This is a genomic window from Actinophytocola sp. (assembly GCF_009379765.1).
Classification (GTDB): Bacteria; Actinomycetota; Actinomycetes; order Mycobacteriales; family Pseudonocardiaceae; genus Actinophytocola.
On sequence record NZ_WHTD01000036.1, the window covers coordinates 36,545 to 58,689 of the forward strand.

General features: G+C 72.4%; 24 protein-coding genes and 1 pseudogene. 11 read left to right on the plus strand and 14 right to left on the minus strand.

What is annotated here, in order from left to right:
* From GEV28_RS13650 to GEV28_RS13660, 3 genes are all read left to right on the plus strand, one after another.
* Positions 1 to 225, plus strand: coding sequence for a formate dehydrogenase subunit delta (locus GEV28_RS13650; RefSeq protein WP_291412292.1), 225 nt, complete (start codon positions 1 to 3; stop codon positions 223 to 225).
* A gap of 265 nt (positions 226 to 490) precedes the next feature.
* Positions 491 to 2,188: a formate--tetrahydrofolate ligase gene (locus GEV28_RS13655; protein ID WP_291412295.1), complete on the plus strand. Its 1,698-nt coding sequence runs from the start codon at positions 491 to 493 to the stop codon at positions 2,186 to 2,188.
* On the plus strand, positions 2,185 to 2,664 hold the full coding sequence (locus GEV28_RS13660; protein ID WP_291412297.1) for a cyclodeaminase/cyclohydrolase family protein: 480 nt from the start codon (positions 2,185 to 2,187) through the stop codon (positions 2,662 to 2,664). Before GEV28_RS13655 ends, GEV28_RS13660 begins: the two co-directional genes overlap by 4 nt.
* Here the strand turns inward: GEV28_RS13660 and GEV28_RS13665 are convergent.
* The 3 genes and pseudogenes from GEV28_RS13665 to GEV28_RS42285 all read right to left on the minus strand — a co-directional run.
* Positions 2,639 to 3,148, minus strand: a complete 510-nt coding sequence (locus tag GEV28_RS13665) for a GyrI-like domain-containing protein (RefSeq protein ID WP_291412299.1) — start codon at positions 3,146 to 3,148, stop codon at positions 2,639 to 2,641. The genes GEV28_RS13660 and GEV28_RS13665 overlap by 26 nt on opposite strands.
* On the minus strand, positions 3,141 to 3,878 hold the full coding sequence (locus GEV28_RS13670; RefSeq protein ID WP_291412301.1) for a sigma factor-like helix-turn-helix DNA-binding protein: 738 nt from the start codon (positions 3,876 to 3,878) through the stop codon (positions 3,141 to 3,143). Before GEV28_RS13670 ends, GEV28_RS13665 begins: the two co-directional genes overlap by 8 nt.
* Before the next feature lie 73 nt (positions 3,879 to 3,951).
* A pseudogene (locus GEV28_RS42285) lies at positions 3,952 to 4,296 on the minus strand (sigma factor); the annotation flags it as partial.
* On the opposite strand from GEV28_RS42285, the gene GEV28_RS13680 reads away from it, so the two are divergent.
* Positions 4,280 to 5,047, plus strand: coding sequence for a putative protein N(5)-glutamine methyltransferase (locus tag GEV28_RS13680; protein WP_291412303.1), 768 nt, complete (start codon positions 4,280 to 4,282; stop codon positions 5,045 to 5,047). The pseudogene GEV28_RS42285 and the gene GEV28_RS13680 sit on opposite strands and share 17 nt — an antisense overlap.
* Here GEV28_RS13680 and GEV28_RS13685 read toward each other — a convergent pair.
* Positions 5,001 to 5,741, minus strand: a complete 741-nt coding sequence (locus GEV28_RS13685; protein WP_291412305.1) for a MerR family transcriptional regulator — start codon at positions 5,739 to 5,741, stop codon at positions 5,001 to 5,003. The genes GEV28_RS13680 and GEV28_RS13685 overlap by 47 nt on opposite strands.
* Positions 5,742 to 5,827: 86 nt before the next feature.
* On the opposite strand from GEV28_RS13685, the gene GEV28_RS13690 reads away from it, so the two are divergent.
* Complete coding sequence (locus GEV28_RS13690) at positions 5,828 to 6,745, plus strand: hypothetical protein (protein WP_291412307.1); 918 nt, start codon at positions 5,828 to 5,830, stop codon at positions 6,743 to 6,745.
* Here GEV28_RS13690 and GEV28_RS13695 read toward each other — a convergent pair.
* The 7 genes from GEV28_RS13695 to GEV28_RS13725 form a co-directional block, all read right to left on the minus strand.
* Complete coding sequence (locus GEV28_RS13695) at positions 6,644 to 7,666, minus strand: hypothetical protein (RefSeq protein WP_291412309.1); 1,023 nt, start codon at positions 7,664 to 7,666, stop codon at positions 6,644 to 6,646. The genes GEV28_RS13690 and GEV28_RS13695 overlap by 102 nt on opposite strands.
* 68 nt (positions 7,667 to 7,734) lie before the next feature.
* Positions 7,735 to 8,517, minus strand: coding sequence for an NAD(P)-dependent oxidoreductase (locus GEV28_RS13700; RefSeq protein WP_291412311.1), 783 nt, complete (start codon positions 8,515 to 8,517; stop codon positions 7,735 to 7,737).
* Complete coding sequence (locus tag GEV28_RS13705; RefSeq protein WP_291412313.1) at positions 8,514 to 9,338, minus strand: ABC transporter permease; 825 nt, start codon at positions 9,336 to 9,338, stop codon at positions 8,514 to 8,516. The genes GEV28_RS13700 and GEV28_RS13705 overlap by 4 nt, the downstream gene beginning before the upstream one ends.
* Complete coding sequence (locus GEV28_RS13710; protein ID WP_291412315.1) at positions 9,335 to 10,246, minus strand: ABC transporter permease; 912 nt, start codon at positions 10,244 to 10,246, stop codon at positions 9,335 to 9,337. Before GEV28_RS13710 ends, GEV28_RS13705 begins: the two co-directional genes overlap by 4 nt.
* Entirely contained in the window at positions 10,243 to 11,298 is a 1,056-nt protein-coding gene (locus GEV28_RS13715; protein WP_291412317.1) for an ABC transporter ATP-binding protein, read from the minus strand. Before GEV28_RS13715 ends, GEV28_RS13710 begins: the two co-directional genes overlap by 4 nt.
* 252 nt (positions 11,299 to 11,550) lie before the next feature.
* Complete coding sequence (locus tag GEV28_RS13720; RefSeq protein ID WP_291412319.1) at positions 11,551 to 12,756, minus strand: extracellular solute-binding protein; 1,206 nt, start codon at positions 12,754 to 12,756, stop codon at positions 11,551 to 11,553.
* A 205-nt stretch (positions 12,757 to 12,961) separates the two neighbouring features.
* Positions 12,962 to 13,234, minus strand: coding sequence for a hypothetical protein (locus tag GEV28_RS13725; protein WP_291412321.1), 273 nt, complete (start codon positions 13,232 to 13,234; stop codon positions 12,962 to 12,964).
* Between the two features lie 374 nt (positions 13,235 to 13,608).
* Between GEV28_RS13725 and GEV28_RS13730 the strand changes: the two genes are divergently transcribed.
* From GEV28_RS13730 to GEV28_RS13740, 3 genes are read left to right on the plus strand one after another with little or no spacing between them, the layout of a single operon-like run.
* Positions 13,609 to 14,001, plus strand: coding sequence for a YciI family protein (locus GEV28_RS13730; protein WP_291412323.1), 393 nt, complete (start codon positions 13,609 to 13,611; stop codon positions 13,999 to 14,001).
* Positions 14,001 to 15,248: a DUF6596 domain-containing protein gene (locus tag GEV28_RS13735; protein ID WP_291412341.1), complete on the plus strand. Its 1,248-nt coding sequence runs from the start codon at positions 14,001 to 14,003 to the stop codon at positions 15,246 to 15,248. The genes GEV28_RS13730 and GEV28_RS13735 overlap by 1 nt, the downstream gene beginning before the upstream one ends.
* Positions 15,249 to 15,258: 10 nt before the next feature.
* Positions 15,259 to 15,627, plus strand: a complete 369-nt coding sequence (locus GEV28_RS13740) for a VOC family protein (protein ID WP_291412325.1) — start codon at positions 15,259 to 15,261, stop codon at positions 15,625 to 15,627.
* A 47-nt stretch (positions 15,628 to 15,674) separates the two neighbouring features.
* Here GEV28_RS13740 and GEV28_RS13745 read toward each other — a convergent pair whose 3' ends face one another.
* Both GEV28_RS13745 and GEV28_RS13750 read right to left on the minus strand, forming a co-directional pair.
* Positions 15,675 to 17,000, minus strand: a complete 1,326-nt coding sequence (locus tag GEV28_RS13745; protein ID WP_291412326.1) for a sigma-70 family RNA polymerase sigma factor — start codon at positions 16,998 to 17,000, stop codon at positions 15,675 to 15,677.
* Positions 17,001 to 17,113: 113 nt separating this feature from the next.
* Entirely contained in the window at positions 17,114 to 17,866 is a 753-nt protein-coding gene (locus tag GEV28_RS13750; RefSeq protein ID WP_291412328.1) for a FadR/GntR family transcriptional regulator, read from the minus strand.
* A 280-nt stretch (positions 17,867 to 18,146) separates the two neighbouring features.
* Between GEV28_RS13750 and GEV28_RS13755 the strand changes: the two genes are divergently transcribed.
* From GEV28_RS13755 to GEV28_RS13765, 3 genes are read left to right on the plus strand one after another with little or no spacing between them, the layout of a single operon-like run.
* Entirely contained in the window at positions 18,147 to 19,421 is a 1,275-nt protein-coding gene (locus GEV28_RS13755; protein ID WP_291412330.1) for an NAD(P)/FAD-dependent oxidoreductase, read from the plus strand.
* Complete coding sequence (locus GEV28_RS13760) at positions 19,418 to 20,137, plus strand: DUF1365 domain-containing protein (RefSeq protein ID WP_291412331.1); 720 nt, start codon at positions 19,418 to 19,420, stop codon at positions 20,135 to 20,137. Before GEV28_RS13755 ends, GEV28_RS13760 begins: the two co-directional genes overlap by 4 nt.
* Positions 20,134 to 21,345, plus strand: coding sequence for a cyclopropane-fatty-acyl-phospholipid synthase family protein (locus tag GEV28_RS13765; RefSeq protein WP_291412333.1), 1,212 nt, complete (start codon positions 20,134 to 20,136; stop codon positions 21,343 to 21,345). The genes GEV28_RS13760 and GEV28_RS13765 overlap by 4 nt, the downstream gene beginning before the upstream one ends.
* Positions 21,346 to 21,675: 330 nt before the next feature.
* On the opposite strand, the gene GEV28_RS13770 is transcribed toward GEV28_RS13765, so the two are convergent.
* The coding region (locus GEV28_RS13770) for an HNH endonuclease signature motif containing protein (RefSeq protein WP_291412335.1) at positions 21,676 to 22,145 on the minus strand (470 nt) is incomplete at its 5' end.

Sequence of the window (22,145 nt, forward strand, 5' to 3'; positions counted from 1 at the left end):
GTGGGCCACCCGGGACAGCCACCGGACGTCCGGCTCGCGAACGAGATCGCGATCCAGTTCGCGCACGTGCCGACCGAGAAGGCGGTCGCCGAGATCGCCAAGCACATGCACAGCTTCTGGGAGCCGCGCATGGTTCGGGCGCTGCTGGCGCACATCGACGCGGGTGGCGGGGACCTGGATCCGCTCGCGGTCGCGGCGGCGGAGCAGCTCCGCCAACCGGCCTGAGCGCACCGAGCGGCCCAGAACCCGCGAGTCCAACACTCCGGACCAGCGAGTCCAACATTCCGGACCCGCGCGCCGCGGCGGACCCGGTCGCGAGCGTTGGACTCGCGGGTTCTGGGCGTTGGACTCGCGGGTTTAGCGCGATTCTTGTGTTCCCTCATGCGCAACCGCACGCGCTTCGTGCAACTCGGTGAGGTACCGTCAGGGCTCGTCCGCCCCTGGAACACGGCTGCGGCGACCCCGCGCCGACCCCATGAAGGAGCCTCCCATGGCTTTCCCCTCCGACCTGGAGATTGCCCGCGGCGCGAAGCTTAAGCCCATCGAGGACATCGCCGCCGACATGGGCCTGCCCGCCGCACTCCTCGAGCCGTACGGCCGCGACGTCATGAAGATCGGGCTGGGTGCGATCGACGAGCTCGCCGACGCGCCGAAGGCCAAGTACGTGCTGGTCAGCGCCATCACGCCGACGCCGCTTGGGGAGGGCAAGACGACGACCACGGTCGGGCTCGGGCAGGGCTTCAAGCACCTCGGCAAGCAGGCCACGGTCGCCATCCGGCAACCGTCGATGGGCCCGACGCTGGGTATCAAGGGCGGCGCGGCCGGCGGCGGCTACAGCCAGGTCGTGCCGATGGACCTGCTGAACCTGCACCTCACCGGCGACATGCACGCGGTGACCGCGGCGCACAACCTGCTCGCCGCGATGGTCGACAACCACCTGCACAAGGGCAACGCGCTCGGCCTCGACCTCCAGGAGATCACCTGGCGGCGGGCGCTCGACATGAACGACCGGTCGCTGCGCAACATCGTCGTCGGCCTCGGGGCCAAGGCGGACGGCGTGACCCGGCAGACCGGGTTCGACATCACCGCGGCCTCAGAGGTGATGGCCGCGCTCGCGCTCACCACCGGGCTCTCCGACCTGCGCGCCCGGATGGGTCGGATCGTGGTCGGCTACACGCCCGCGGGTCAGCCGGTGACGGCCGAGGAGCTCGACGCCGCGGGGGCCATGACCGTGCTGCTGCGCGAGGCGATCAAGCCGAACCTGATGCAGACGATCGAGAACACGCCGGTTCTGGTCCACTGTGGACCTTTCGGCAACATCGCGACCGGGAACTCGTCGGTGGTGGCGGACCTGATCGGGATCCGGTGCGGGGACTACCTGGTCACCGAGGCCGGCTTCGGCGCGGACATGGGTGCGGAGCGGTTCTTCAACATCAAGTGCCGGGTGTCCGGCCAGCGCCCGGACGCCGCCGTGCTGGTCGCCACCGTCCGGGCGCTGAAGGCCCACTCGGGAAAGTTCCGCATCGTGGCCGGCAAGCCGCTGCCCGACGACCTGCTCGCGGAGAACCCCGACGACGTCCACGCCGGGGCGGCGAACCTGCGCAAGCAGATCGAGAACATCCGGATGCACGGCGTCTCGCCGGTCGTGGCGATCAACGCGTTCCCGACCGACCACCCGGCCGAGCACGCCGCGATCCGCGAGGTGGCCGAGTCGATGGGCGCGCGGGTGGCGGTGAGCACCCACTTCGCCGACGGCGGCGCGGGTGCGACCGAGCTCGCCGAGGCGGTGGCCGAGGCCGCCGAGGAGCCGTCCGACTTCAGGTTCCTGTACCCGTCCTCGGCCCCGCTGCGCGAGAAGATCGAGACGATCGCGACCCGCGTGTACGGCGCCGACGGGGTCTCCTACACCCCGGCGGCGCGGCGGCAGCTGGACAACTACGAGCGCAACGGCTTCGGCGACCTGCCTATCTGCATGGCGAAGACGCACCTGTCGATCTCGTCGGACCCCAAGCTGCTGGGCGCGCCGACCGGCTGGACGCTGCCGGTGCGCGAGGTCCGCGCGTCGGTCGGGGCCGGCTTCGTGTATCCCATCTGCGGTGAGATGCGCACGATGCCGGGCCTCGGCTCGTCCCCGGCCGCCACCCGCATCGACCTCGACCAGGACGGCGAGATCGTCGGGCTTTCATGAACGGTTTTCTCCACCTGTCGGTCGGCGGCCTGCTCGAGCGGGTCGCCGCCCGCACGCCGGCGCCCGGGGGTGGCGCGGTGGCGGCGGTGACGGCCGCCTCGGCCGCGGCACTCGTCGCCATGGCGGCCCGGTTCAGCGACCGATCGGCCACGCGGGCCGAGGAGCTGCGGGCCAGCCTCGAGCCCCTGGCCGACGCGGACGCCGCGGCCTACACCGCCGTCCTCGCCGCCTACCGGCTGCCGGCCGGCGACCCCACCCGCCGCACGCGGATCGCCGACGCGCTGGCCACGGCGACCGACGTCCCGCGCCGGGTCGCCGCTGCCGCCACCGAGGTGGCCGCGCTGGCGAAAGGCCTTGTGCGGGACGGCAACCCGAACCTCACCGGCGACGCCCGGGTCGCCGAGATCCTGGCCACCGCCGCCGCAGAGGCGGCCATGGCACTCGTGGAGATCAACGAGGCGGCTGCCCGCCGCTGACCAGATAGGCCAGCTCGGTCTCCCAGTTGGCCGGGTCCGGCTCGACGGCCGGGTCGGTCAGGTAGGACTCGAACATCCCCTGCCAGACCTCACCGTCCTCATCGGCCTCGACGGCCAGCGGCACACCCGCGCCCGCGGCCCAGTCCACCAGCGCGAGATGCGCGGCGGCGATGCCGTCCGGGTGGCCGTGGTGCATCGCCACCACGTAGCGCCCGGCGGGCTTGGCGCCGGGCAGCACCCGGCCGTCGCCCTGGACCGGGGACGCGACCGGCACGCCGACCTCCACGGAGAACTTCTCGTCCATACCGCCGATCACGAGATGGCGGTAGAACACCGCGCCGGCCGGCGCGACGCCACGGCCGGCGAGCCAGCCGTAGACCTCCGGCACCAGCGCGTTCACCTCACCCCACTCCCGCAGCGTGGCGCGGACGGCGATGGCGACATAGGGCTGCTCGGTGCGCTCCTGCACCGTCGGATCACTCATACCCGCTGATACGGGACAGGCTCGCGAAACTCATCGGTCCGCGGGAAGAAAGTCCGGCAGGCCGTAGAACGGGAACGCCCCGGCCAGGTCCAGATGCGAGGTCAGCGACGTCAGCCCGACCCGGCTCACCTCCAGCGCGACCAGGGCGAACGGCGCGCCCGCCGGCCACCGGGTGGTACTGGCCGAACGCCGGTGACCCGTTCACCGAGGTCGGCACGAGCCGCGCGCCGCGGCAGGTGCCGTCCGAGTACGCCAGCGCGGCGCCGATGTCGGCCCGGCCGCGCAGCCACCAGGCGAACGGCGGCATCGACATCGTCGCGGCCTCGTGCAGCAGGGCGGTCAGCGCGGCGACGTCGTAGCGCTCGAACGCGTCGACGTACCGGGCGAGCAGGTCGCGGTGCGTGTCGGCCAGCGGCTCGAGCGGGGCGGGTTCGGTGAGGGTGGCGCGGGCCCGCTGCGACGCGCTGTGCACCGACGCGACGGTCGTGTCCAGCAGCCGGGCGACCTCGTCAGCGTGCCAGGCCAGCACGTCGCGCAGGATGAGCACGGCCCGCTGCTTCGGCGGCAGCCGCTGCAACGCGGCGACGAACGCCAGCCGGATGCTCTCTCGCCGCGCCGCGACCTCGGCCGGGTCGCCCAGCAGGTGGTCGGGCACCGGCTGCACCCACGCCGACGCCGGCAGCGGTGCCCCGAGCTCCGGACCCGGCGACGCGGCCGGCCCGAGGTCCATCGCGCGAGCCCGCCCGCTGGGCGCTGCGCAGCATGTCGAGGCAGATGTTCGTGGCGATCGCGTGGAGCCAGGTCCGCACCGGCGCGCGGGCCGGGTCGTGGTCGGCCCGCCAGGCCCGGACGAACGTCTCCTGCACGGCGTCCTCGGCCTCGAAGGCGGAGCCGAGCATGCGGTAGCAGTACCCGGTCAGCGCGCGCCGGAACGTCTCCAGCTCGTCGAGCACCACCGCCTGGCCCATGCGCCGAGCATCGCACACGGTAGGGTGGCCCGGTCGGATCCACTTCGGGTCAACTGAGGAGGTGAGCCCCATTTTCGCCAGGTCAGGCCGGGTGCTCTCACCGAGCGGCCGCACCCCGTAGGTGCCCGCGAGAGCGCCCCACGGCATTCCCGAAAGGCGCTCCATGCTCTCCGCAATCATCACCAGGCTCCGTGCCGCCGGCTGTGTCTTCGCCGAGGACGAGGCCAAGCTGTTGATCACCGCCGCCCGCACGCCAGCCGACCTCGACGCCCTGGTCGAGCAGCGGACCGGCGGCCTCCCGCTCGAGCACGTGCTGGGCTGGGCCGAGTTCTGCGGCCGGCGCGTCGCCGTCGACCCGGGAGTCTTCGTGCCGCGCCGGCGCACCGGGTTTCTGGCCCGGTGCGCCGGCGAGCTCGCTCGGCCCGGCGACACCGTCGTCGACCTCTGCTGCGGCTCCGGCGCCGTCGGGGCGACGCTGACCGGGGTCGACCTGTACGCCGTCGACATCGACCCGGCGGCCGTGCGCTGTGCCCGCCGCAACCTCCCCTCCGGCCACGTGTACGAGGGCGACCTCTACGACCCGCTGCCCGCCGGGCTGCACGCGGACGTCCTCGTCGCCAACGCCCCGTACGTGCCGACCGACGCGATCGAGCTGATGCCACCCGAGGCCCGCATCCACGAGCCCCGGGTGGCGCTGGACGGTGGCGCCGACGGTCTCGACGTGCTGCGCCGGGTGATCGCCGGCGCGCCGGCCCGGCTCGCGCCCGCCGGCCACCTGCTGGTCGAGACGAGCGAGGTCCAGGCGCCCGTCCTGGTCGAGGCGGTCGTCCTGGCCGGCCTGACCCCCCGGCTGGCCGGCGACGAGGAGCTGGGCGCCACCGTCGTCATCGCGACGAACGGGCCCGATCCAGGTAGGCCACCAGCTCGATGAGCTCCTCGGCGGGCCACGGCATCCGCGCGGCGATCGCCGCGCTGTTGTCCGTCCACACGGAACGGGCGGCCCGCTTGGTGTCGTCGCCGTCGTGGAAGGGTGCGCCGACCGCGTCCCAGCGCTCGGCGAGCTGGTGGGCCCGCGGGTCGTCGGCCGGGATTCCGCCGCGCACGAGCTCCAGGCCCTGGGTGACCACGTCCTGGAACTCCCGCTTCGCGGCCTCGACGGCGTCGGCACCGAGCTCGGTGCGGCGCGCGGCGAGCCGGTCGCGCTGGTCCTGGGTGAAGTAGGTCTCGAACATCGACATCAGCTCCAAGGTCGTCATGAACTCCGTCGGATCGGGCATGCCGGCGCCGTCGAGTCGCTCGAGGAGGCCGCGGACCTGGTCGCGGAGCCGATGGCGGCGCTCGGCGTGCCCGTCGAGCGCCGCCAGCTGCGCGACGAGCACGTCCCGCATGCCACCCCCGTCGGCGAGCACCGCGGCCACATCCTCGAGCGGGAGCCCGAGCCCGCGCAACGCGCGGATCCGGTAGAGCCGCCGCACGTCCGCCTCGGTGTACCGCCGATGCCCGGCTGCTGTCCGCCGGCCGGCGGACAGCAGCCCGATCTCGTCGTAGTGCCGCAGCGCCCGCACGGTGAGCCCGCTGTCCCGCGCCAGCTCCCCGATGCTCCAGAGCCGCTCGTTCCCGATCACGGAACCGACGGTAGAACCTCCCGCCACGTCCGGTTCAAGCCCTGGACCGCCGTCACGAACCAACCACCGAACGCGATGTAACGAACGTGACCGAGGGTGCGTCAGGAACCCCGTCTCGCGGCACCCGGGCCGCCGCGCTGGTGGGCCTCTGCCTCCTGGCCGGCCTGGTCACGACGGTCCTCCTCGTCGGGCGGGACCGCGAACCCGCGAGCTTGCCGGGCCCGCCGCCACCGGAGAGCTCGGCGCCCGCGTTCCCGCCCGTGGAGTCGAGCCCACCCCAGGTCGCGCCCACGCCAGAACCCACGCCGGAGGAGACGGACCGGCAGGAGACCGTCGACCAGCAACGCGAGCTGCTGCGGAGGGGTCACGTCGCCTATCGCGCGCCGAGTCCCATGCGGGTCGACGACTTGCAGCGGGTGACCGTCCGGGTGGCGGACACCCTGACGCCCTCCGAGTGGACCGCGAGCCTGCCCGGAACCGGGGTGGTGGAGCTGAACACCGCGATCGTCGGGTCCGACCTGGTGGCCGAGCTCAGTGGTCCGGACTTCGAGATCAGCCGGGTGGGTGGTGACGACGGCCGGCGGGTGCTGGCCACCGGAGAGTTCGTCGAGTGGGCCTGGGACGTGCGCCCGCAGCGCAGTGGGCTGCTCCGGCTCGACCTCGTGCTGTACGTGCGCCTGCGCGACGGCGGCCCGCCGCTCGACGTGCGCACCTTCGATCAGTCCGTCGAGGTCGAGGTGAACGCGTGGTACGGAATCGGCCGGTGGCTGCGGGACTACTGGCCGCTGACCGGGCTGACGGCACCGGTGCTCGCGACCGGGGGCTGGGTGCTGGTTCGCAAGGTCCGAGCCAGGCTCCGGTCGAACCCCGAGTCGGGGGCGCCGGACCGGGTGCCGGCCCGCTCAGGCCCAGAAGTTCGCGATCTCCCGGAGCAGGGGCTGACACCGACCGGAGGCGAGGCCCAGGTGGTACAAGCTCACCCCGGTCGCGCCGGCCGCGGTTAGCCGCCGCGCGTGGTCGAGCAGCTCGGCCGGCTCGGCGGGGGGCAGGACGGTCACGTAGGCGTCGACCGGGCGGCCGGTGCGGGCCGCGCGCACGATCAGGTCCGCCGTCTCCGGGGCGGTCGGCCACGCCGGGACCACCAGGGCGGCAACGGACCCGGCCGCCGTCGGGGTCAGGCCGGGGGAGGCGCCCGTCGCCCACGGGTCGGGGTGGGCGTGGAGGGTCACCGGGACGTCGAGCTCCGCCAGGACCTCCGCGCGCAGCAGGTCCGTGGCGGCGTGTCGGGTCTCGAGCAGGGTCGCGGCGAACGGGACCTCGCCCGCGGACCCGGCCGCCTCCGCGCGGACCGCGTCGCGCAGTGTCGACACCACCCAGGTGGCATCGAGACCGCGGGACGTCCAGCCGGTCCGGCACGCCGGGCAGCAGCACACCGACAGCCAGCGCGTCGCCGCCGGGGTCCACGCGCCGTCGGTCTTCTCGTGGTGGGACAGGTGCGCGAGCCCCAGCTGGCCGCACGCCTCCAGCGACACCTCGTCCGCGCCCTCGGCCGCCTCACGTGCGAGCGACGCCGCGTACTCCCGTACCTCCGGCCACGACGGGCACAGCGCGTAGGGGTACCGCTCACCGAAGCAGTTCACGACCGCCACGTCGGGACACTCGACACCGAGCCGGGTGTTGTGGGTGAGCACGACCCACGCCGACACCCGCAGGCCGGCGGAGCGCAGCGCGGCGGCAGCCGTGTCGAAGGAGGCCGCCGGCATCCAGTCCGGAGCGACAGGACGCAACCGGCGCGACGACCACACCTCCGGGCGCACCGGCCGGTACAACGCCGCGTACCGCGCCTCGACGAGCTGGTGCCCGGGATGCAGCGGCGTGGCGGCGCGCGTCGAGTGATACGCCGACGCCAGGGCCACAGTGGACACACCAAGCCCAGCCGCCCGCGAAGCGAACGAAGGATCGCCCACCACGTCCCAGGGACAGGCGTGGCCCGTCACTCCCATACGGCATCCAGGTCGGGCGAGCAGAAGTCGCCGCCCAGGTACACCTTCTCCAGGCCCTCGGCGGGAGCGACCGAAGCGGCGAACACCTCGGCGTCGTCCTGAGGCGCGTAGCCGAGGGCACGCGCCTCGGTGAGGGAGAACCGGCCGCGGGTGTTCGCCGAGATGCCCCACACCACCCGGAAACCCGGCGACGGCACCGAGATCGCCGCCTCCGTCAGCCGGGCGCAGTCGTCCGGGGACAGCCAGGTCGCCAGGGCGCGCTCGTTCCACGGCTCCTCGGCGCACGACCCGATCCGCAGGCAGATCACGTCCAGCCCGTACCGGTCGTGGTACAGGCTCCCGAGCGCCTCCCCGGCCGCCTTGCTCACCCCGTAGTACGTGTCCGGCCGCGGGTACAGGTGCTCCCCCGCCTCCTCGCCCACCGGGCGGAAGCCGACCGCGTGGTTGCTGCTCGCGAACACCACCCGCGGCACGCCCGCCCGGCGGCACGCCTCCAGCACGGTGTACGTGCCGTTGATGTTGTGCTCGAGGATGTCCGCCCACGAGGCCTCCCGGCTGTGCCCGCCGAGGTGCAGCACGGCGTCCACATCGGAACAGGCGGCGACCATGACGTCCATGTCGGACACCGAGCCGCTGACCACCTCCTCGCCGACCCCCGACGTGAGCGGCGCGATGTCCAGCCGCCGCAACGTCCGGCCGGTCCGCGCCAGCCGCGGCCGCAACATCGTGCCGATGGCGCCGGCCGCGCCGGTGAGCAGGATCCGCTCGGTCATGCTGGCTCCTTCAACCTCGTGACGAGCTGCGTCGGGTTCACGAAACGCAGCGCGATCACCAGTAGTACCAGCATCGACCCGGTGTAGATGACGGCCATCGCGTCCACCGCCTGCTGGGCCCGGATCCCGGCGGAGAACATCGCCTCGTACAGCGACACCACCAGCGTCTGGCTGCCCGGCCCCGCGGTGAGGAAGGTCAGCTCGAACATGCCGACGGTGCGCACCAGCACCAGGATGGACGCGGCCAGGATCCCGGGGACGAGCAGCGGCGCGAGCACCCGGCCGAACACCGAGGCCGTCCGCGCCCCGCACATCCGCGCCGCCGCCTCGATCTTCGGGTCGATCTGCTCGATGAACGGGGTCATCGTCAGCACCACGAACGGCACCGACGGCACCAGGTTCGCGATGATCACCCCGGCCATGCTCCCGGCCAGGTCGAACTTGTAGAGCACGGTCGCGAGCGGGATGCCGTAGGTCATGGGCGGCATCAGGATCGGCAGCAGGAACAGCAGCGTCACGAGCTTCTTGCCGGGGAAGTCCCGGCGCGCCAGCGCGTACGCGGTCGGCACGCCGATCACCACCGACAGCACCACCACGGCGAGCGCCACCTGGACGGTCACCACCAGCACGTCGAGCAGGTTCAGCTCGCGCCACGCGGTGGCGTACCAGCTCGCGGTCAACCCGTCCGGCCACCAGGTGCCGAACCATTGGGTGGAGAACGAGTTCACCACGACCGACGCCACCAGCGCGACCAGGTTGACCAGGAAGAACGCCACCGCGCCCCACACGAGCCACGCGCCGGGGCTGCCCACGACCTTCATCCCTTGCCTCCCGTCGCGCCGCGGTAGAGCCTCGACCGCCACAGCAGCACCAGCCCGATCACCGCGAGCATCACGACCGCCATGATCATCGCGATGGCCGAGCCGAGCGGGTAGTCGGTGTCCCGGAACGCGGACTCGTAGGCGGCGATCGAGATCACCCGCGTCTCCCCCTGCGGCAGGCCGACCAGGTAGGCCGACGGGAACACCGAGAACGCCAGCACGAACGTCAGGCAGAACGTGATCGCGAGGCCCGGCGCGAGCAGCGGCAGCGTGATGTGGCGGAACCGCCGCCACCGGTCCGCGCCGAGCGTGGCCGCGGCCTGCTCCAGCGTCGGGTCGATCCCGGACAGGTAGGACAGGGTCAGCAGGAACGCGAACGGGAAGCCGGTGATGATCAGCGAGAACAGCACGCCCCAGTAGTTGTGCACCAGCCGCACCGGCTCGTCGGCGCCGAGCAGCGCGAGGACCTTGTTGAGCCAGCCGACCGGGCCGAGGTACTGGATGAGCCCCTCGGCGGTGAGCACCGTGCCGAGCGTGATCGGGACGACGAGGATCGTGGTGAGCAGCCGCTTGCCGCGGAACCGGCCGCGCATCCGGTAGGCGATCGGGACCGACGCCAGCACGTTGGTCAGGGCGGCCGGGATCGCGAGCCGCAGCGTGATCCAGATCGTGTCGCGCAGGTACGGGTCGCCGAAGAACTTCGTGTAGTTCGCGAACGGCCCGCCGCCCTCCTCCGGCTGGAACGACAGCTGCAGCCCGTAGAGCACCGGGTAGGCGAACAGCGCGACCACGAACACCACACCGGGGACGAGCAACAGCAGCGTCCGGTCGATCCCCCGCTCGGCGAGCCGGTGCCGGAGTCCCGGTTTGTCCGGCGCCGCCGGCTTGTCCGGCGCCGCCACGGTCATGGCGCGAACACCAGGACCCGCTCGGGCGGCACGTGCAAGGTCACCTCGTCACCCGGGGCCAGGCGGCTCCCGGTGCGCACGTGCAGCGCCTCGCCTCCGGGCAGTTTCGCCTCCACGGCCTGCTCGCGGCCGTGGTACTCGACGATCTCCACCACGGCCCGCACGGTGTTCTCGCCGTCCTCGGTCACCACGGTGACGTCGCCCGGCCGGAACGCCGCCACCGCCGCGCCGCCCGCCGCGAGCGCGTCCCGGTTCACCCCGCGCAGCGTCACCCCGGCCGCGGTGAGCGTCACGGCGTCCACACCGGACACCGTGGCCGGGAGCATGTTGCGGTAGCCCATGAAGCCGGCCACGTACCGGTTGGCCGGGTGCGCGTACACCTCTTCCGGTGAGCCGACCTGCTGCACGAGCCCGTCCCGCAGCACCACGAGCCGGTCGGCGAGCGCGAGCGCCTCCTCCTGGTCGTGCGTGACGTAGACGGTGGTGAGCCCGAGCGACTGGTGCAGCCGGCGGATCTCCGTGCGCATCTCCAGCCGCAGCGCCGCGTCCAGGTTGGACAGCGGCTCGTCCATCAGCACCAGCCGCGGCTCGAGCACGATCGCCCTGGCGATCGCGACCCGCTGCTGCTGGCCGCCGGAGAGCTGCGCGGGGAACTTGTGCGCGTGGTCGGTGAGCTGCACGAGCCGCAATGCCTCCTCGACCCGCCGCTCCCGCTCGGCCTTGCCGACCTTGCGCATGGACAGTCCGAACGCGACGTTGCGGCGCACCGACATGTGCGGGAACAGCGCGTAGTTCTGGAACACCATGCCGAACCCGCGCCGCTCGGGCGGCACGGTGTCGATCCGCCTGCCGTCCATCAGGATCTGCCCGCCGGAGAGCGGCAGCAGCCCGGCGAGACAGTTCAGCGCGGTCGACTTGCCACAGCCCGACGGCCCGAGCAACGCGAGGAACTCGCCACCCTTGATCGTCAGGTCGAGGTCCCGCAGCGCCACGTGCTCACCGAAGGCGCGACTGACCCGGTCGACATGCAGCTCGGCAAATGAGGTGCTCACGCTGTGCCCATTGGTTCGCTTCGTTCCTCCCGCTCACGGTGCCCATGGTTCGCTTCGTTCCTCCGCTACTCGCTGCCCCCGCCGTCCAATGACCCGCTCCGTGCGATGCTCGGCGCTGACGCGCCTGCGCTTCCTGTGTTCGATGGTTCGCTTCGTTCCTCCGCTACTCGCTGTCTTCCTCCGTGCGATGCTCGGCGCTGGCGCGCCTGCGCTTCTCCTACGTCCAGACAGCGAACGCTCCGTCACTCCCGCTCACTTCGTCTTCCCGCTACCGATCTCGCGGTCCCAGCGTTGGAACGCGGCCACCTGCTGCTCGGCCGGGAGCGACGTCTCCTGCGGGTTGTCCGCGATGAGGTCCTCGTACTCGGGCCTGCCGAACTTCTCGATCGCGTCCTGGGACTCCTGCGGCGCCATGTCGAGCGTGACGTCCTTCACCGCCGGGCCCGGGTAGAAGTAGCCCTTGTCGTAGGCCTTGGCCTGCTGCTCGGGTTGGAGCATCCACTGGATCAGCGCGAGGTCGGCCGACAGGACGTCCTCGGAGACGCCGCGCGGGACCACCGCGTAGTGCGCGTCGGTGACCCAGTGGAAGTCGTCCAGTGTGGTCACCTCCATCCGCTCGGGCACGGTGCCGAGCACCCGCGGGTTGATGTCCCAGCCGGTGGTGGTCGCGATGATCTCCGAGGTGCCGTTGGCCAGGTTCTTCATCGTGTCCGTGGTGCCCTTGGGGTAGTAGTCCACGTACTTGCCCAGCTCGGCGAGGTAGTCCCAGGTCTTGTCCCAGCCGGCCTCCGGGTCCTTGGGGTCCGAGTCACCCAGGATGTAGGGCAGGCCCATGAGGAACGTGCGGCCCGGGCCGGAGTTGGCCGGCTGCGCGTACTGGAACTTGCCGGGATGCGCCTTCGCCCAGTCGAGCAGCTCGTCCGCGGTGGTCGGCGGGTCCGGCACCTTCTGCGGGTCGTACTCGAGCAGCGGGCCGGACGGGTAGAAGGTGACCGTGACGCCCTGCCCCTGCGCGAGCTCCTGCATGTCCGCGGCGGCCGGCAGGTAGTTCTCCTCGAGGTCCGGGAACCTGGACTCGAAGTCGGGCAACAGGTTCAGCACGAGCTCCTGCTCGATCACCGACGCGAGGCCGTCGGTGCCGGTGAGCACGAGGTGGGTCTGCGAGCTGCCGCCGCGCTGCTCGGCCTGCAGCTTGCCCGGCATCTCCGGCGCGGTCGCCTTCGTGTAGTTGACCTTGCTGACGATGTCCGGGTTCTGCTGGACGAACTCGTCGATCATGCCCTGGGTGAGCTGCAGGTTCCCGGCGATGTCGAGGATGTTCAGCTCGACCGGCTCGGCCGGTTTGTCGGGGACGGCGCTCGCCGGCGCGCTGGCCGGGGTGTTCTCCTCCGGCGCACCGCACGCCATGCTCGCGACGAGAACCATCGCGACCAGGGCCGGCAACAGTGTCCTGCGCATCCCGCTCTCCTTCCGAAGTGGACAGTCGCGGCGCTCGGGGGGAGGCACGGAGAACGCGTCTCCCCCACGATCGAACGTCGCCGTCCCATCGCCACGCTCCAACGTTCGGAGGTCTTCGGAGCGTAACCATGTCCAAGGCTTTACTGCAAGGCAAAGCCTTTCCTGAAACTTTCGGGGCTCATCGGATCGCCGGCCGACTGAACATTCAGTACGACGGGCGCGGCAGGTGACCCGGCCTGAGCTCGGTGAACGACGGCGGCTGCGGCAGGTCCTGGAACGTGGCGAAGTCGAAGACCTTCTGGAACGGCTCGGCGAACCGGCCCGCCGCCGCGTTCAGCCGCTCCGGACGCAGCGACGGCCACCGGCCCGTCTCGACCCGCTCGAACAAGGCCCGCATCAGCACGATCTCCTCGGCCGCGCTGAACGCGCAGTGCGTCGCCCGGCCCGCCCAGAGCTGGCGCAGCTTCGACCACGTCACCCCGGCGCGAGACCTGGCCCGCGTACCAGCGCTCGTGGGCGGGGTCGGCGCCGTCGGCGACGTTGTGCAGGGTGATCACCGGCGCGGGCGTGGTGCCGCGCGGCACGGCGTGGCGGTACATCCACGCGAGCGCGGCCGGGTCGGGCGCGATGCGCGGCGCGGCGGCCAGCGTGTCGAGGTCGGCGTCGAGGTCCAGGCCTGCGTCCTCTCTCCGGAGTCGGTCGGAACAAGGTCGGAGCCACCGCGAAGATCCGGACACCGCACGCGGAACATCTTCCGGCTAGGTTTTTTCGCGCGGGCTGTCCTCGCGGCCCGGACGGCTCCGACGTCTCCGCGAGATGTGCCACCGGGGCACCGACGTTCGAGGAGTGACGATGAAGTACCTGATGCTCGCCTACACCAACGCGCAGGCCTGGCAGGACACCCAGGCCAACTGGGACCCGAACGCCCCGCTGCCGGCCGACGTGCAGGCCGCGTGCGACTTCTACGAGCAGCTGGGCAAGGAGCTGACCGAGTCCGGCGAGTTCGTGTCCACCGAGGGCCTTGCCGACCCGTCGCACACCAAGACGATCCGCAAGCGGCCCGGCGGCCCCGAGGTCACCGACGGCCCGTACGCGGAGGTCAAGGAGGTGCTGGCGAGCTACGCGATCATCGACTGCGAGAGCTACGACCGGGCCGCCGAGATCGGTGCCCGGATCGCGGACGCGGTCGGCGACACCATCGAGATCCGGCCGATCATGGACGCCTTCGGGGCGCCCGACCTGTGATCGTTCCCGCCACCGAGGATCTGCTGCGCACTCTCGCGCCGCAGGTCCTCGGTGCGCTGGTGCGCCGGTTCGGCGACTTCGACGCGGCCGAGGACGCCGTGCAGGAGGCGTTGCTCGACGCCTCGCTCCAGTGGCCGAAGGAAGGGCTGCCGGACAACCCGCGCGGCTGGCTGATCCGGGTCGCGCACCGGCGGATGACCGACCACCTGCGCAGCGAGATCGCCCGGCGGCGCCGGGAGGACACCGTGGGCACGCGGATACCGCGCGACCAGTACCTCGCGCCGGCCGCGGACACGCCGCGCGCGCCGGAGTCCGACGACACGCTGACCCTTCTGTTCCTGTGCTGCCACCCGACGCTGACCCCGGGCGCGCAGATCCCGCTGACGCTGCGTGCGGTCGGTGGCCTGACCACCGCGGAGATCGCGCGGGCCTTCCTCGTGCCCGAGGCGACGATGACCAAGCGGATCACCCGGGCGAAGCAGCGGATCAAGGCCTCCGGCGTCGGCTTCCGGACTCCCCCGGCGGCCGAGACGGCGGCGCGGCTCGGCGTGGTGCTGCAGGTGCTGTACCTGATCTTCAACGAGGGCTACGCCAGCACCGAGGGCCCGCGCCTGCAGCGCGTCGACCTGACCGCCGAGGCGATCCGGCTCACCCGGGCCGTGCGACGGCTCCTGCCCGACGACCACGAGGTGGCCGGCCTGCTGGCGCTGATGCTGCTCACCGACGCGCGCCGGCCGGCCAGGACGGCCGAGGACGGCGCGCTGGTCCCGATGGCCGCGCAGGACCGCTCCCGATGGGACCGGGCGCTGATCGAGGAGGGCGTGGCGCTGGTCAGCGACGCGCTGGCGCGGACCGAGCGGTTCGGCCCCTACCAGCTGCAGGCCGCGATCGCCGCCGTGCACGACGAGTCGCCGAGCCACGAGGAGACCGACTGGCGCCAGATCCTGGCGCTGTACCAGCTGCTGCGCGGGGTGGCGGACAATCCGATGGTGGTGCTGAACCAGGCGGTCGCGGAGGCCAAGGTGCACGGGCCGGCCGCCGGGCTCGCCCTGCTGGACCAGGCCGCGGCCGACCCCCGGCTGGCCGGCAACCACCGCCTCGACGCCGTGCGGGCGCACCTGCTGGAGGAGTCGGGCTCACCGGCGGCTGCCCGCGAGTGCTACGTCGCGGCCGCCCAGCGGACGCTGAGCGTTCCGGAACGGCGGTACCTGCTCGAGCGGGCGAAGTCTGTCGGTGGCCGTGCGTAACGTGCCCGGCATGGATTTCAAGCTGGAGCTCGTGCCCGTTCCCGTCTCCGATGTGGACCGAGCGATCACGTTCTACCGCGACAAGGTCGGCTTCACCCTCGACCACGACCACACGGTCAGCGCGGAGCTGCGCTTCGTGCAGCTCACGCCGCCGGGGTCGGCCTGCTCGATCGCCACGGGCGTCGGCATCGTCGACTCGGCGCCGGGCTCCTTACGCGGCCTCCAGCTCGTGGTCTCCGACATCCACGCGGCGCGCGGCGAGCTGGCCGGGCGCGGCGTCGAGGTCAGCGAGGTCACCGCCGGACCGGGTGGGGCGTTCGTGTACTTCGCCGACCCGGACGGCAACACGTGGACCGTGCAGGATCCACGCGCGTCCTGACTCCCTGACGTTTACCGACTTTCTTCCCTGTTCGTGGAGGTGATGCCTCAGCCGGCCGGCTCCGTGGTGCCTGACTTCTTCGCCTGCTTCTCCGCCGCCTTCTTCGCCGCCTTGGCGGCCGTCTTCGCCTCGGCCTTGGCGGCCTTGTTCTCCGCCTTCGTGTCGTCGGTGGTCGGGTTCCCGGTCGAGGAGTTGGTGGCCTGGGTGTCGCCGGCATCGGCGGCGGTGCCTGTCGCCGGAGCGGGCGCGGTGGTTGCGGTGCCGGGTACCGCGTCCGGCGACCCGCCGTTTCGCGACTCCTCGACCGAGGGGCCGGCAGTCGCCGAGCCCACTCGGAGGTCCGGCAGTGGCGCTTCGCCGTCCGGGACATGCTCTGCGACCGTCTGGGCGTCGTCGAACGGCACGGCCGGCGACGCCGCCGTCGACGCCACGGCCACGGCGGCCACGGCCAGTGCCGCGGCGACGTTGAGCGCGACCGTCTTCAGACCCAACGCGCTGGTCAGCGCGCTGACACCGGCCCCGGTCGCGGCGGCCGCCGACGACGCCACCGCACCCGACACCGCGCTCGCGGCACCGGACACGGCGGCCACGGCGGCCGGGGCCTGGAGGTAGGCCGCGGCCAGCGGCGCACCGAGCACCACCGGGGCGAGCACGCCACGAAGCTCGGCGTTCACCTTGCTGAGCGCGTCGGCGCGGGCGCGGCAGTCGGAACAGGTGTTCAGGTGCCGGTTGATCTTGCTGGTCAGCGGCGCGGGGACGTTGTGGCGCACCCAGCCGGCCAGCTTGTTCACCGTGGGCACGCACTCGCGGCGCGCCGGCGCGGACAGGTACAGCTTCAGATACGCCTGGCGCAGACCCTCCCGCGCCCGGTACGCCAGCGCGGCCACGCTGTTGGGCCGCATTCCGAGCATCGGCGCCACCGTGGCCGGGGACTCCTTCTCGACCTCGGTGTGCCACAGCACCACCCGCCACCGCTCGGGCAGGCTCGCGAACGCGTCCGCCGCCATGTTGGCGTGCCAGCGGTCGATCACCGGGTCCGCGTCGGACACCGGGACTACGTCGGGCACGTCGGCGTACAGCGCCACCGGGCCGCGCCGCGTCGTGGTGTGGATCGCCGTGTTCCGCAACGTCACGAGCAGGTACGGGCGGAACTCCTCGTCGGGCCCGCGCCCCTCGCGCAACATCCGCAGCACCCGCGTGAACGCCTCGGCGACCAGGTCCTCCCGTTCGGCCGGCGTTCCCGCCAGGCACGACGCCGCACGTTTCGCAGAAACCAGATGCCGTTCGTACAACACGCCGAACGCGGACGGGTCTCCCTCGCGAACCGCCGCGATCAGCGCTGCGTCCGGCATCTTCTCCAGAGCTTCGGTCACCGGCGTCCTCTCGAGCCAGCGCTCACTCGGCGCACTCACATTCTGGCCCCCGAAGCCACTTCTCGTTCTGTTGAATCGTGAACGAGCGAGTCGCGAGCGCGATACGCGCCGGATCACCGCCAGTCCACGACCTCCTGGAGCAGTCCCGGATGCCGGCGCTTGACCTGCGCGACGTAGTCCTCCATGTGCGCGCGCATCAGCCGCTCGGCGAGATCGGCGTCGCCCGCGGTGATCGCCGCGGCGATCCCCTTGTGCGCCAAGAGCACCTCGCGCCGCCGCGACTTCGGGAACAGCGCATCGCTGAACCGGTCGCGCAGCACGTCGGCCAGCGACTGGCCGAACAGGCTCATGATCCGGTTTCCGGACATCGTCGCGACGAGCTGGTGGAACCCTGTCGCGTTCTGCAGGTAGTCCTCAGGGGACCTGGTCGAGCCGTCGAACCGGTCCAGCTCGGCGAGCAGCCGCGGGTCGCGCAGCTCCGCGGCCCGCCGGGCCATCACCGGCTCCATGATCAGCCGAGCCTCGATCAGCTCGCGGAAGGTCACTCCGTCCATCTGGAAGTAGAGGGACGCCATCCGGCCGAAGTTCCGCGTGTGCACCCGGTCGACCGTCGGCCCGCCACGCGGCCCCGGCTTGATGGAGATCAGCCCGTGCACCTCGAGGATCCGCAACGCCTCGCGGAGCGAGCCGCGCCCCACGCGGTACTCCTCGATCATCTTGGCCTCGGGCGGGAGCTGCGTGCCGGGCGGCAACCGCTCAGCACCGATCCGGCGCACGATGTCACGAGCGATCGCCTCGGACACCTTGTCACCGCGTCTGACCGGTCGCTGCGGCGTCGCCGCGCTCCCCGCGCCTGTAGCTGCCACCAGGTCATGTTAGCGATGGGTGACCGGCGGCTCACCCACGGCTTCCAGAATTCAACGGCATCCGAATGTGTACGTCCACAGTGGACACAAACGCCGGGACCGCTTGGCAAGCAATGAAAACGCATACTGGTGCGTTCGCCACAGGCGCGATAGGCCGGACGGCCGCGGCCGACCGGCGGGCCGAACGAAGGGCGAACGCCGGGCCGGGCCACGGTTCGCGGTCGACCGACTACCGTGCCGGGATGGCCCATCCGTGCGCCACCCCGCTCCGAACCCCATCGTGACCAGGGAACGGATCGCCGTCGTCGGGGCCGGGGTGGCCGGGCTGACCGCGGCATACCTGCTGCAACGCCGGCACGACGTGCTGCTGTTCGAGGCCGAGCCGCGCCTCGGTGGGCACGCGCACACCCACGACATGCCGGCCGGCGACCGGACGGTGTCGGTGGACAGCGGGTTCATCGTGCACAACGAGCGCACCTACCCGAACCTGCTGCGGCTGTTCGCCGAGCTCGATGTGCGCACCCAAGAGTCCGACATGTCGATGAGCGTGCGGTGCCTGGGCTGCGGGCTGGAGTACGCGGGCGGGCGCCGGCTCGCCGGCCTGTTCCCGCGCCCGGGCAACCTGGCCCGGCCGCGGTACCTGCGGATGCTCGGCGAGGTCGGCCGGTTCCACCGGCACGCCCGCCGCGAGCTGGCCGGCCCGGGCGGGGACGGTGACCGCACGCTCGGCGAGTTCGTCGCCGCCGGCGGGTACTCGCGCTACTTCGTCGAGCACTTCCTGCTCCCGGTCGTCTCGGCGGTCTGGTCCGCGCCGGAGCGGGTCGGCCGCGACTACCCGGCGCGCTACCTGTTCGCGTTCATGGCCCACCACGGCATGCTCGCGGTCACCGGGTCGCCGACCTGGCGGACGGTGGCCGGCGGCTCGCGCAGCTACGTCGAACGCGCGGTCAAGCACCTCACCGCGGTGCACGCCGGCACTCCGGTGCGCGCGGTCCGCCGGCTCGCCACAGGCGTGGCCGTGCGGGACGACGCCGACACCGACCACGTGGTCGACCGGGTCGTCCTCGCGACGCACGCGGACCAGTCGCTGGCGCTGCTCGCCGACCCGACCGACGCCGAACGCGACGTGCTCGGCGCGTTCACCTACTCCCGCAACGAGACCTGGCTGCACTCCGACACCACGCCGCTGCCGGCGAGCCGCGGCGCGGCCGCGTCGTGGAACTACCTGAAGGCCGGGTGTGCCGCGAGTGGTGTCCCGGCCGAGCGGGCACTCGTCAGCTACGACATGAACCGCCTCATGCGCCTCGAGACCCGGGAGCCGTTCGTGGTCACGCTGAACCCGACCGGCCGGGTCGACCCGGGGTCCGTGCTGGCCAGGATGGTCTACGAGCACCCGGTGTACACGCCTGCCTCGGTCGCCGCGCAGCGCCGGCTGCCCACGATCGCGAGCGCGCGAACCGCGTTCGCCGGCGCCTACCACGGCTGGGGCTTCCACGAGGACGGCTGCGCGTCGGGCGTCCGCGCCGCGGAGCGGTTCGGGGCAGGCTGGCCATGACCACCGGCTACCGCCCGACGATCTACACGGCCCGCCTCGTGCACGTCCGGCGGGAGCGGCTGGACCGGCGGTTCACCAGCCGGATGCGGCCGTGGCTGGTCGACCTCGACGCGCTCCCCCACCGGCCGCCGCTCGCCACGTTCGAGGCACGCGACCACCTCGGCCGGCCCGACCGCACGGTCCGGCAGAACCTGGACGGCTGGCTCGCCCGGCACGGCGTGGTGGCGGGCGGCCGGGTGCTGATGCTCGCGATGCCGCGCACGTTCGGCTACGTGTTCAACCCGCTGACCGTCTTCTGGTGCTTCGACCCGGCCGGCGCGCCGGTGTGCGTGGTCGCCGAGGTGCACAACACCTACGGCGAGCGGCACTGCTACCTGCTGCGGCCGGACGCCGGCTGGCGTGCCGGGGCGGCCAAGGAACTGTACGTGTCGCCGTTCCTCGAGGTCGCCGGCGACTACCGGATGCACCTGCCGCCGCCCGGCGAGCGGCTGTCGCTGTCGGTCGTCCTGCACCGGGACGGTCGCCCGGTGTTCACGGCCGTGCTCACCGGCCGCAGACGTGGCGCCGCCACCGCTGGTCGCGCGCTGCGGCACGCGCTCGCCTGGCCACCGCTGCGGGTGCGCGCGCTGATCCAGCTGCACGGTGTGGCGCTGTGGCTGCGCCGGCTGCCTGTCGTGCCGCGCCGTCCCCATGTGCCGCAGGAGGGCGTCCAGTGACAGGCACCGCCACCACAGGCCGGCTCGACCTGTCCGCGCCGCCGCACTCCCCCGTCCGGGCCTGGATCGCCGAGCGACTCTTCCGGCTCGCCGTCACCCGGCTGCCGGTGCGCGTGGTTCTGCCCGGCGGCGAGGTGCTCGGCCGGGGCGGCCCGGACGCGCCGATGATGGCCGTCGAGCGCCCGGCGTTCTTCGACCGGGTCGGCGCCCGGGGCATGATCGGCTTCGGCGAGGCCTACACGGCAGGCGACTGGACGAGCGCCGACCCGGCCGCCACCCTCACCCCGTTCGCCGAGCGCCTGGCCACGCTCGTGCCCGCGCCGCTGCAGCGGCTGCGCCGCCTCGTCGACGCCCGCCGCCCGGCCGCCGAGCGCAACACCCCGGACGGCGCCCGGTCCAACATCCACCGGCACTACGACCTGTCGAACGGCCTGTTCGCGGCCTTCCTGGACGAGTCGATGAGCTACTCGTCGGCGTGGTTCGAGCCGGGGGACGACCTGTATCGCGCACAGCTGCGCAAGATCGACGGCGTGCTCGACTACGCGGGCGTCGGGCCGGGCAGCCGGGTGCTGGAGATCGGCACCGGGTGGGGCGCGCTCGCCGTGCGGGCGGCGCGGCGCGGCGCCACGGTCACCTCGCTGACGATCTCCACCGAGCAGCGCGACCTGGCGGTCGAGCGGATCGCCGCCGCCGGGGTCGCGGACCGGGTCGAGGTCGCGCTGCGGGACTATCGCGAAGCGTCCGGGAGCTACGACGCGGTGGTGTCGGTGGAGATGGTCGAGGCGGTCGGCGAGGACTACTGGCCGGAGTACTTCGCGACGGTGGACCGGGTGCTGGCGCCGGGCGGGCGGGTCGCCCTGCAGGCGATCACGATGCCGCACGACCGGCTCGTCGCCTCCCGGCACACCAACGGCTGGATCAACGAGTACGTCTTCCCCGGCGGCCAACTGCTGTCCGTCCCGGCGATCGAGGAGCAGGTGCGCGCGAACACCGGCCTGGCGATCACCGCGCGGCGCCGGCTTGGCGAGCACTACGCACGGACGCTGCGCCTGTGGCGCGAGCGCTTCCTCGCGGCCGGCGACCACGTGGCGAGCCTCGGGTTCGACGACACCTTCCGGCGGCTGTGGGAGTTCTACCTCGCCTACTGCGAGGCCGGCTTCCGGGCCCACTACCTCGACGTGTGGCAGTTCCGCCTGGCCCGGGCCTAGCCAGGTCGAGTCCGGGAAGATCATGTGACGTGGGGTCGGTGTCCGGACCCGAGGGGTGCGACCGGTAAACGACCGGGTGTTCGTGGGGCTGCGGCGATGGTGAGGTCGTTGGTGCCGGGTGTCGAGGCGGTCCGGCGTTGAGGCCGTCGCCGGTTGCGTGTCTCGGCGCGTCCGGGACCGGCCGTGATCGAGTCGAATCTGGCGTGTCGGGTCGGCGCCGGTTCGGTGGCGCCGGGGTCTGCTGGCCCGGGAGTCGGTCAGGGGCCGCCTCCTGCGAGTGACCGATGCTGGGTTTGGTCCGCGTACGTCACGGTGGCGGTTGGTTCCAGATCAGAACGGTGGTGCTGGTTCGGGGTGGGTGATGGGCTCTGGCGTGTGCGGATAGTGGAACCCGCACGGTGAGACCCATTCCAGGATCCCGCCCCGTTTGATCACCTTCCACCCACCGAACGTCTTACCCCGGTGGTGGCTGCGACACGCCGGGTGCACATTGTGTTCGTCGGTCGGCCCCACCGGGAACGGCTCGCGATGATCCAAATCGCACTGCGCGGCGGGCCGGACACAGCCCGGCCCCGTGCAGGTCGGCATGGCGGCGTGGATGTGGTCGCGCAACGCTGCGGGCGGGGTGTAGCTCCGCCGCCCCACGTCCAGCACCCGGCCGGTCGCGGGCTCGGTCAGGATCCGCCGCCAGGTCGCGTCCGACTGGTAGGCGAGGTCGACGGCGTGTTGGGCGGCGATGTCGCCGTAGCCGACCAGATGACCTGGAGTGTTGTCCACCCCCAACGCGGCCCGGGCCGGCA

Excerpts from the sequence above, each read along its gene's own strand:
- GEV28_RS13740 (WP_291412325.1), top strand. The coding sequence starts at position 15,259 with ATGGATTTCAAGCTGGAGCTCGTGCCCGTTCCCGTCTCCGATGTGGAC.
- GEV28_RS13760 (WP_291412331.1), top strand. The coding sequence starts at position 19,418 with ATGACCACCGGCTACCGCCCGACGATCTACACGGCCCGCCTCGTGCAC.
- GEV28_RS13730 (WP_291412323.1), top strand. The coding sequence starts at position 13,609 with ATGAAGTACCTGATGCTCGCCTACACCAACGCGCAGGCCTGGCAGGAC.
- GEV28_RS13660 (WP_291412297.1), top strand. The coding sequence starts at position 2,185 with ATGAACGGTTTTCTCCACCTGTCGGTCGGCGGCCTGCTCGAGCGGGTC.
- GEV28_RS13705 (WP_291412313.1), bottom strand. The coding sequence starts at position 9,338 with ATGAAGGTCGTGGGCAGCCCCGGCGCGTGGCTCGTGTGGGGCGCGGTG.
- GEV28_RS13710 (WP_291412315.1), bottom strand. The coding sequence starts at position 10,246 with ATGACCGTGGCGGCGCCGGACAAGCCGGCGGCGCCGGACAAACCGGGA.
- GEV28_RS13700 (WP_291412311.1), bottom strand. The coding sequence starts at position 8,517 with ATGACCGAGCGGATCCTGCTCACCGGCGCGGCCGGCGCCATCGGCACG.
- GEV28_RS13655 (WP_291412295.1), top strand. The coding sequence starts at position 491 with ATGGCTTTCCCCTCCGACCTGGAGATTGCCCGCGGCGCGAAGCTTAAG.
- GEV28_RS13670 (WP_291412301.1), bottom strand. The coding sequence starts at position 3,878 with ATGGACCTCGGGCCGGCCGCGTCGCCGGGTCCGGAGCTCGGGGCACCG.
- GEV28_RS13665 (WP_291412299.1), bottom strand. The coding sequence starts at position 3,148 with ATGAGTGATCCGACGGTGCAGGAGCGCACCGAGCAGCCCTATGTCGCC.
- GEV28_RS13680 (WP_291412303.1), top strand. The coding sequence starts at position 4,280 with ATGCTCTCCGCAATCATCACCAGGCTCCGTGCCGCCGGCTGTGTCTTC.
- GEV28_RS13720 (WP_291412319.1), bottom strand. The coding sequence starts at position 12,756 with ATGCGCAGGACACTGTTGCCGGCCCTGGTCGCGATGGTTCTCGTCGCG.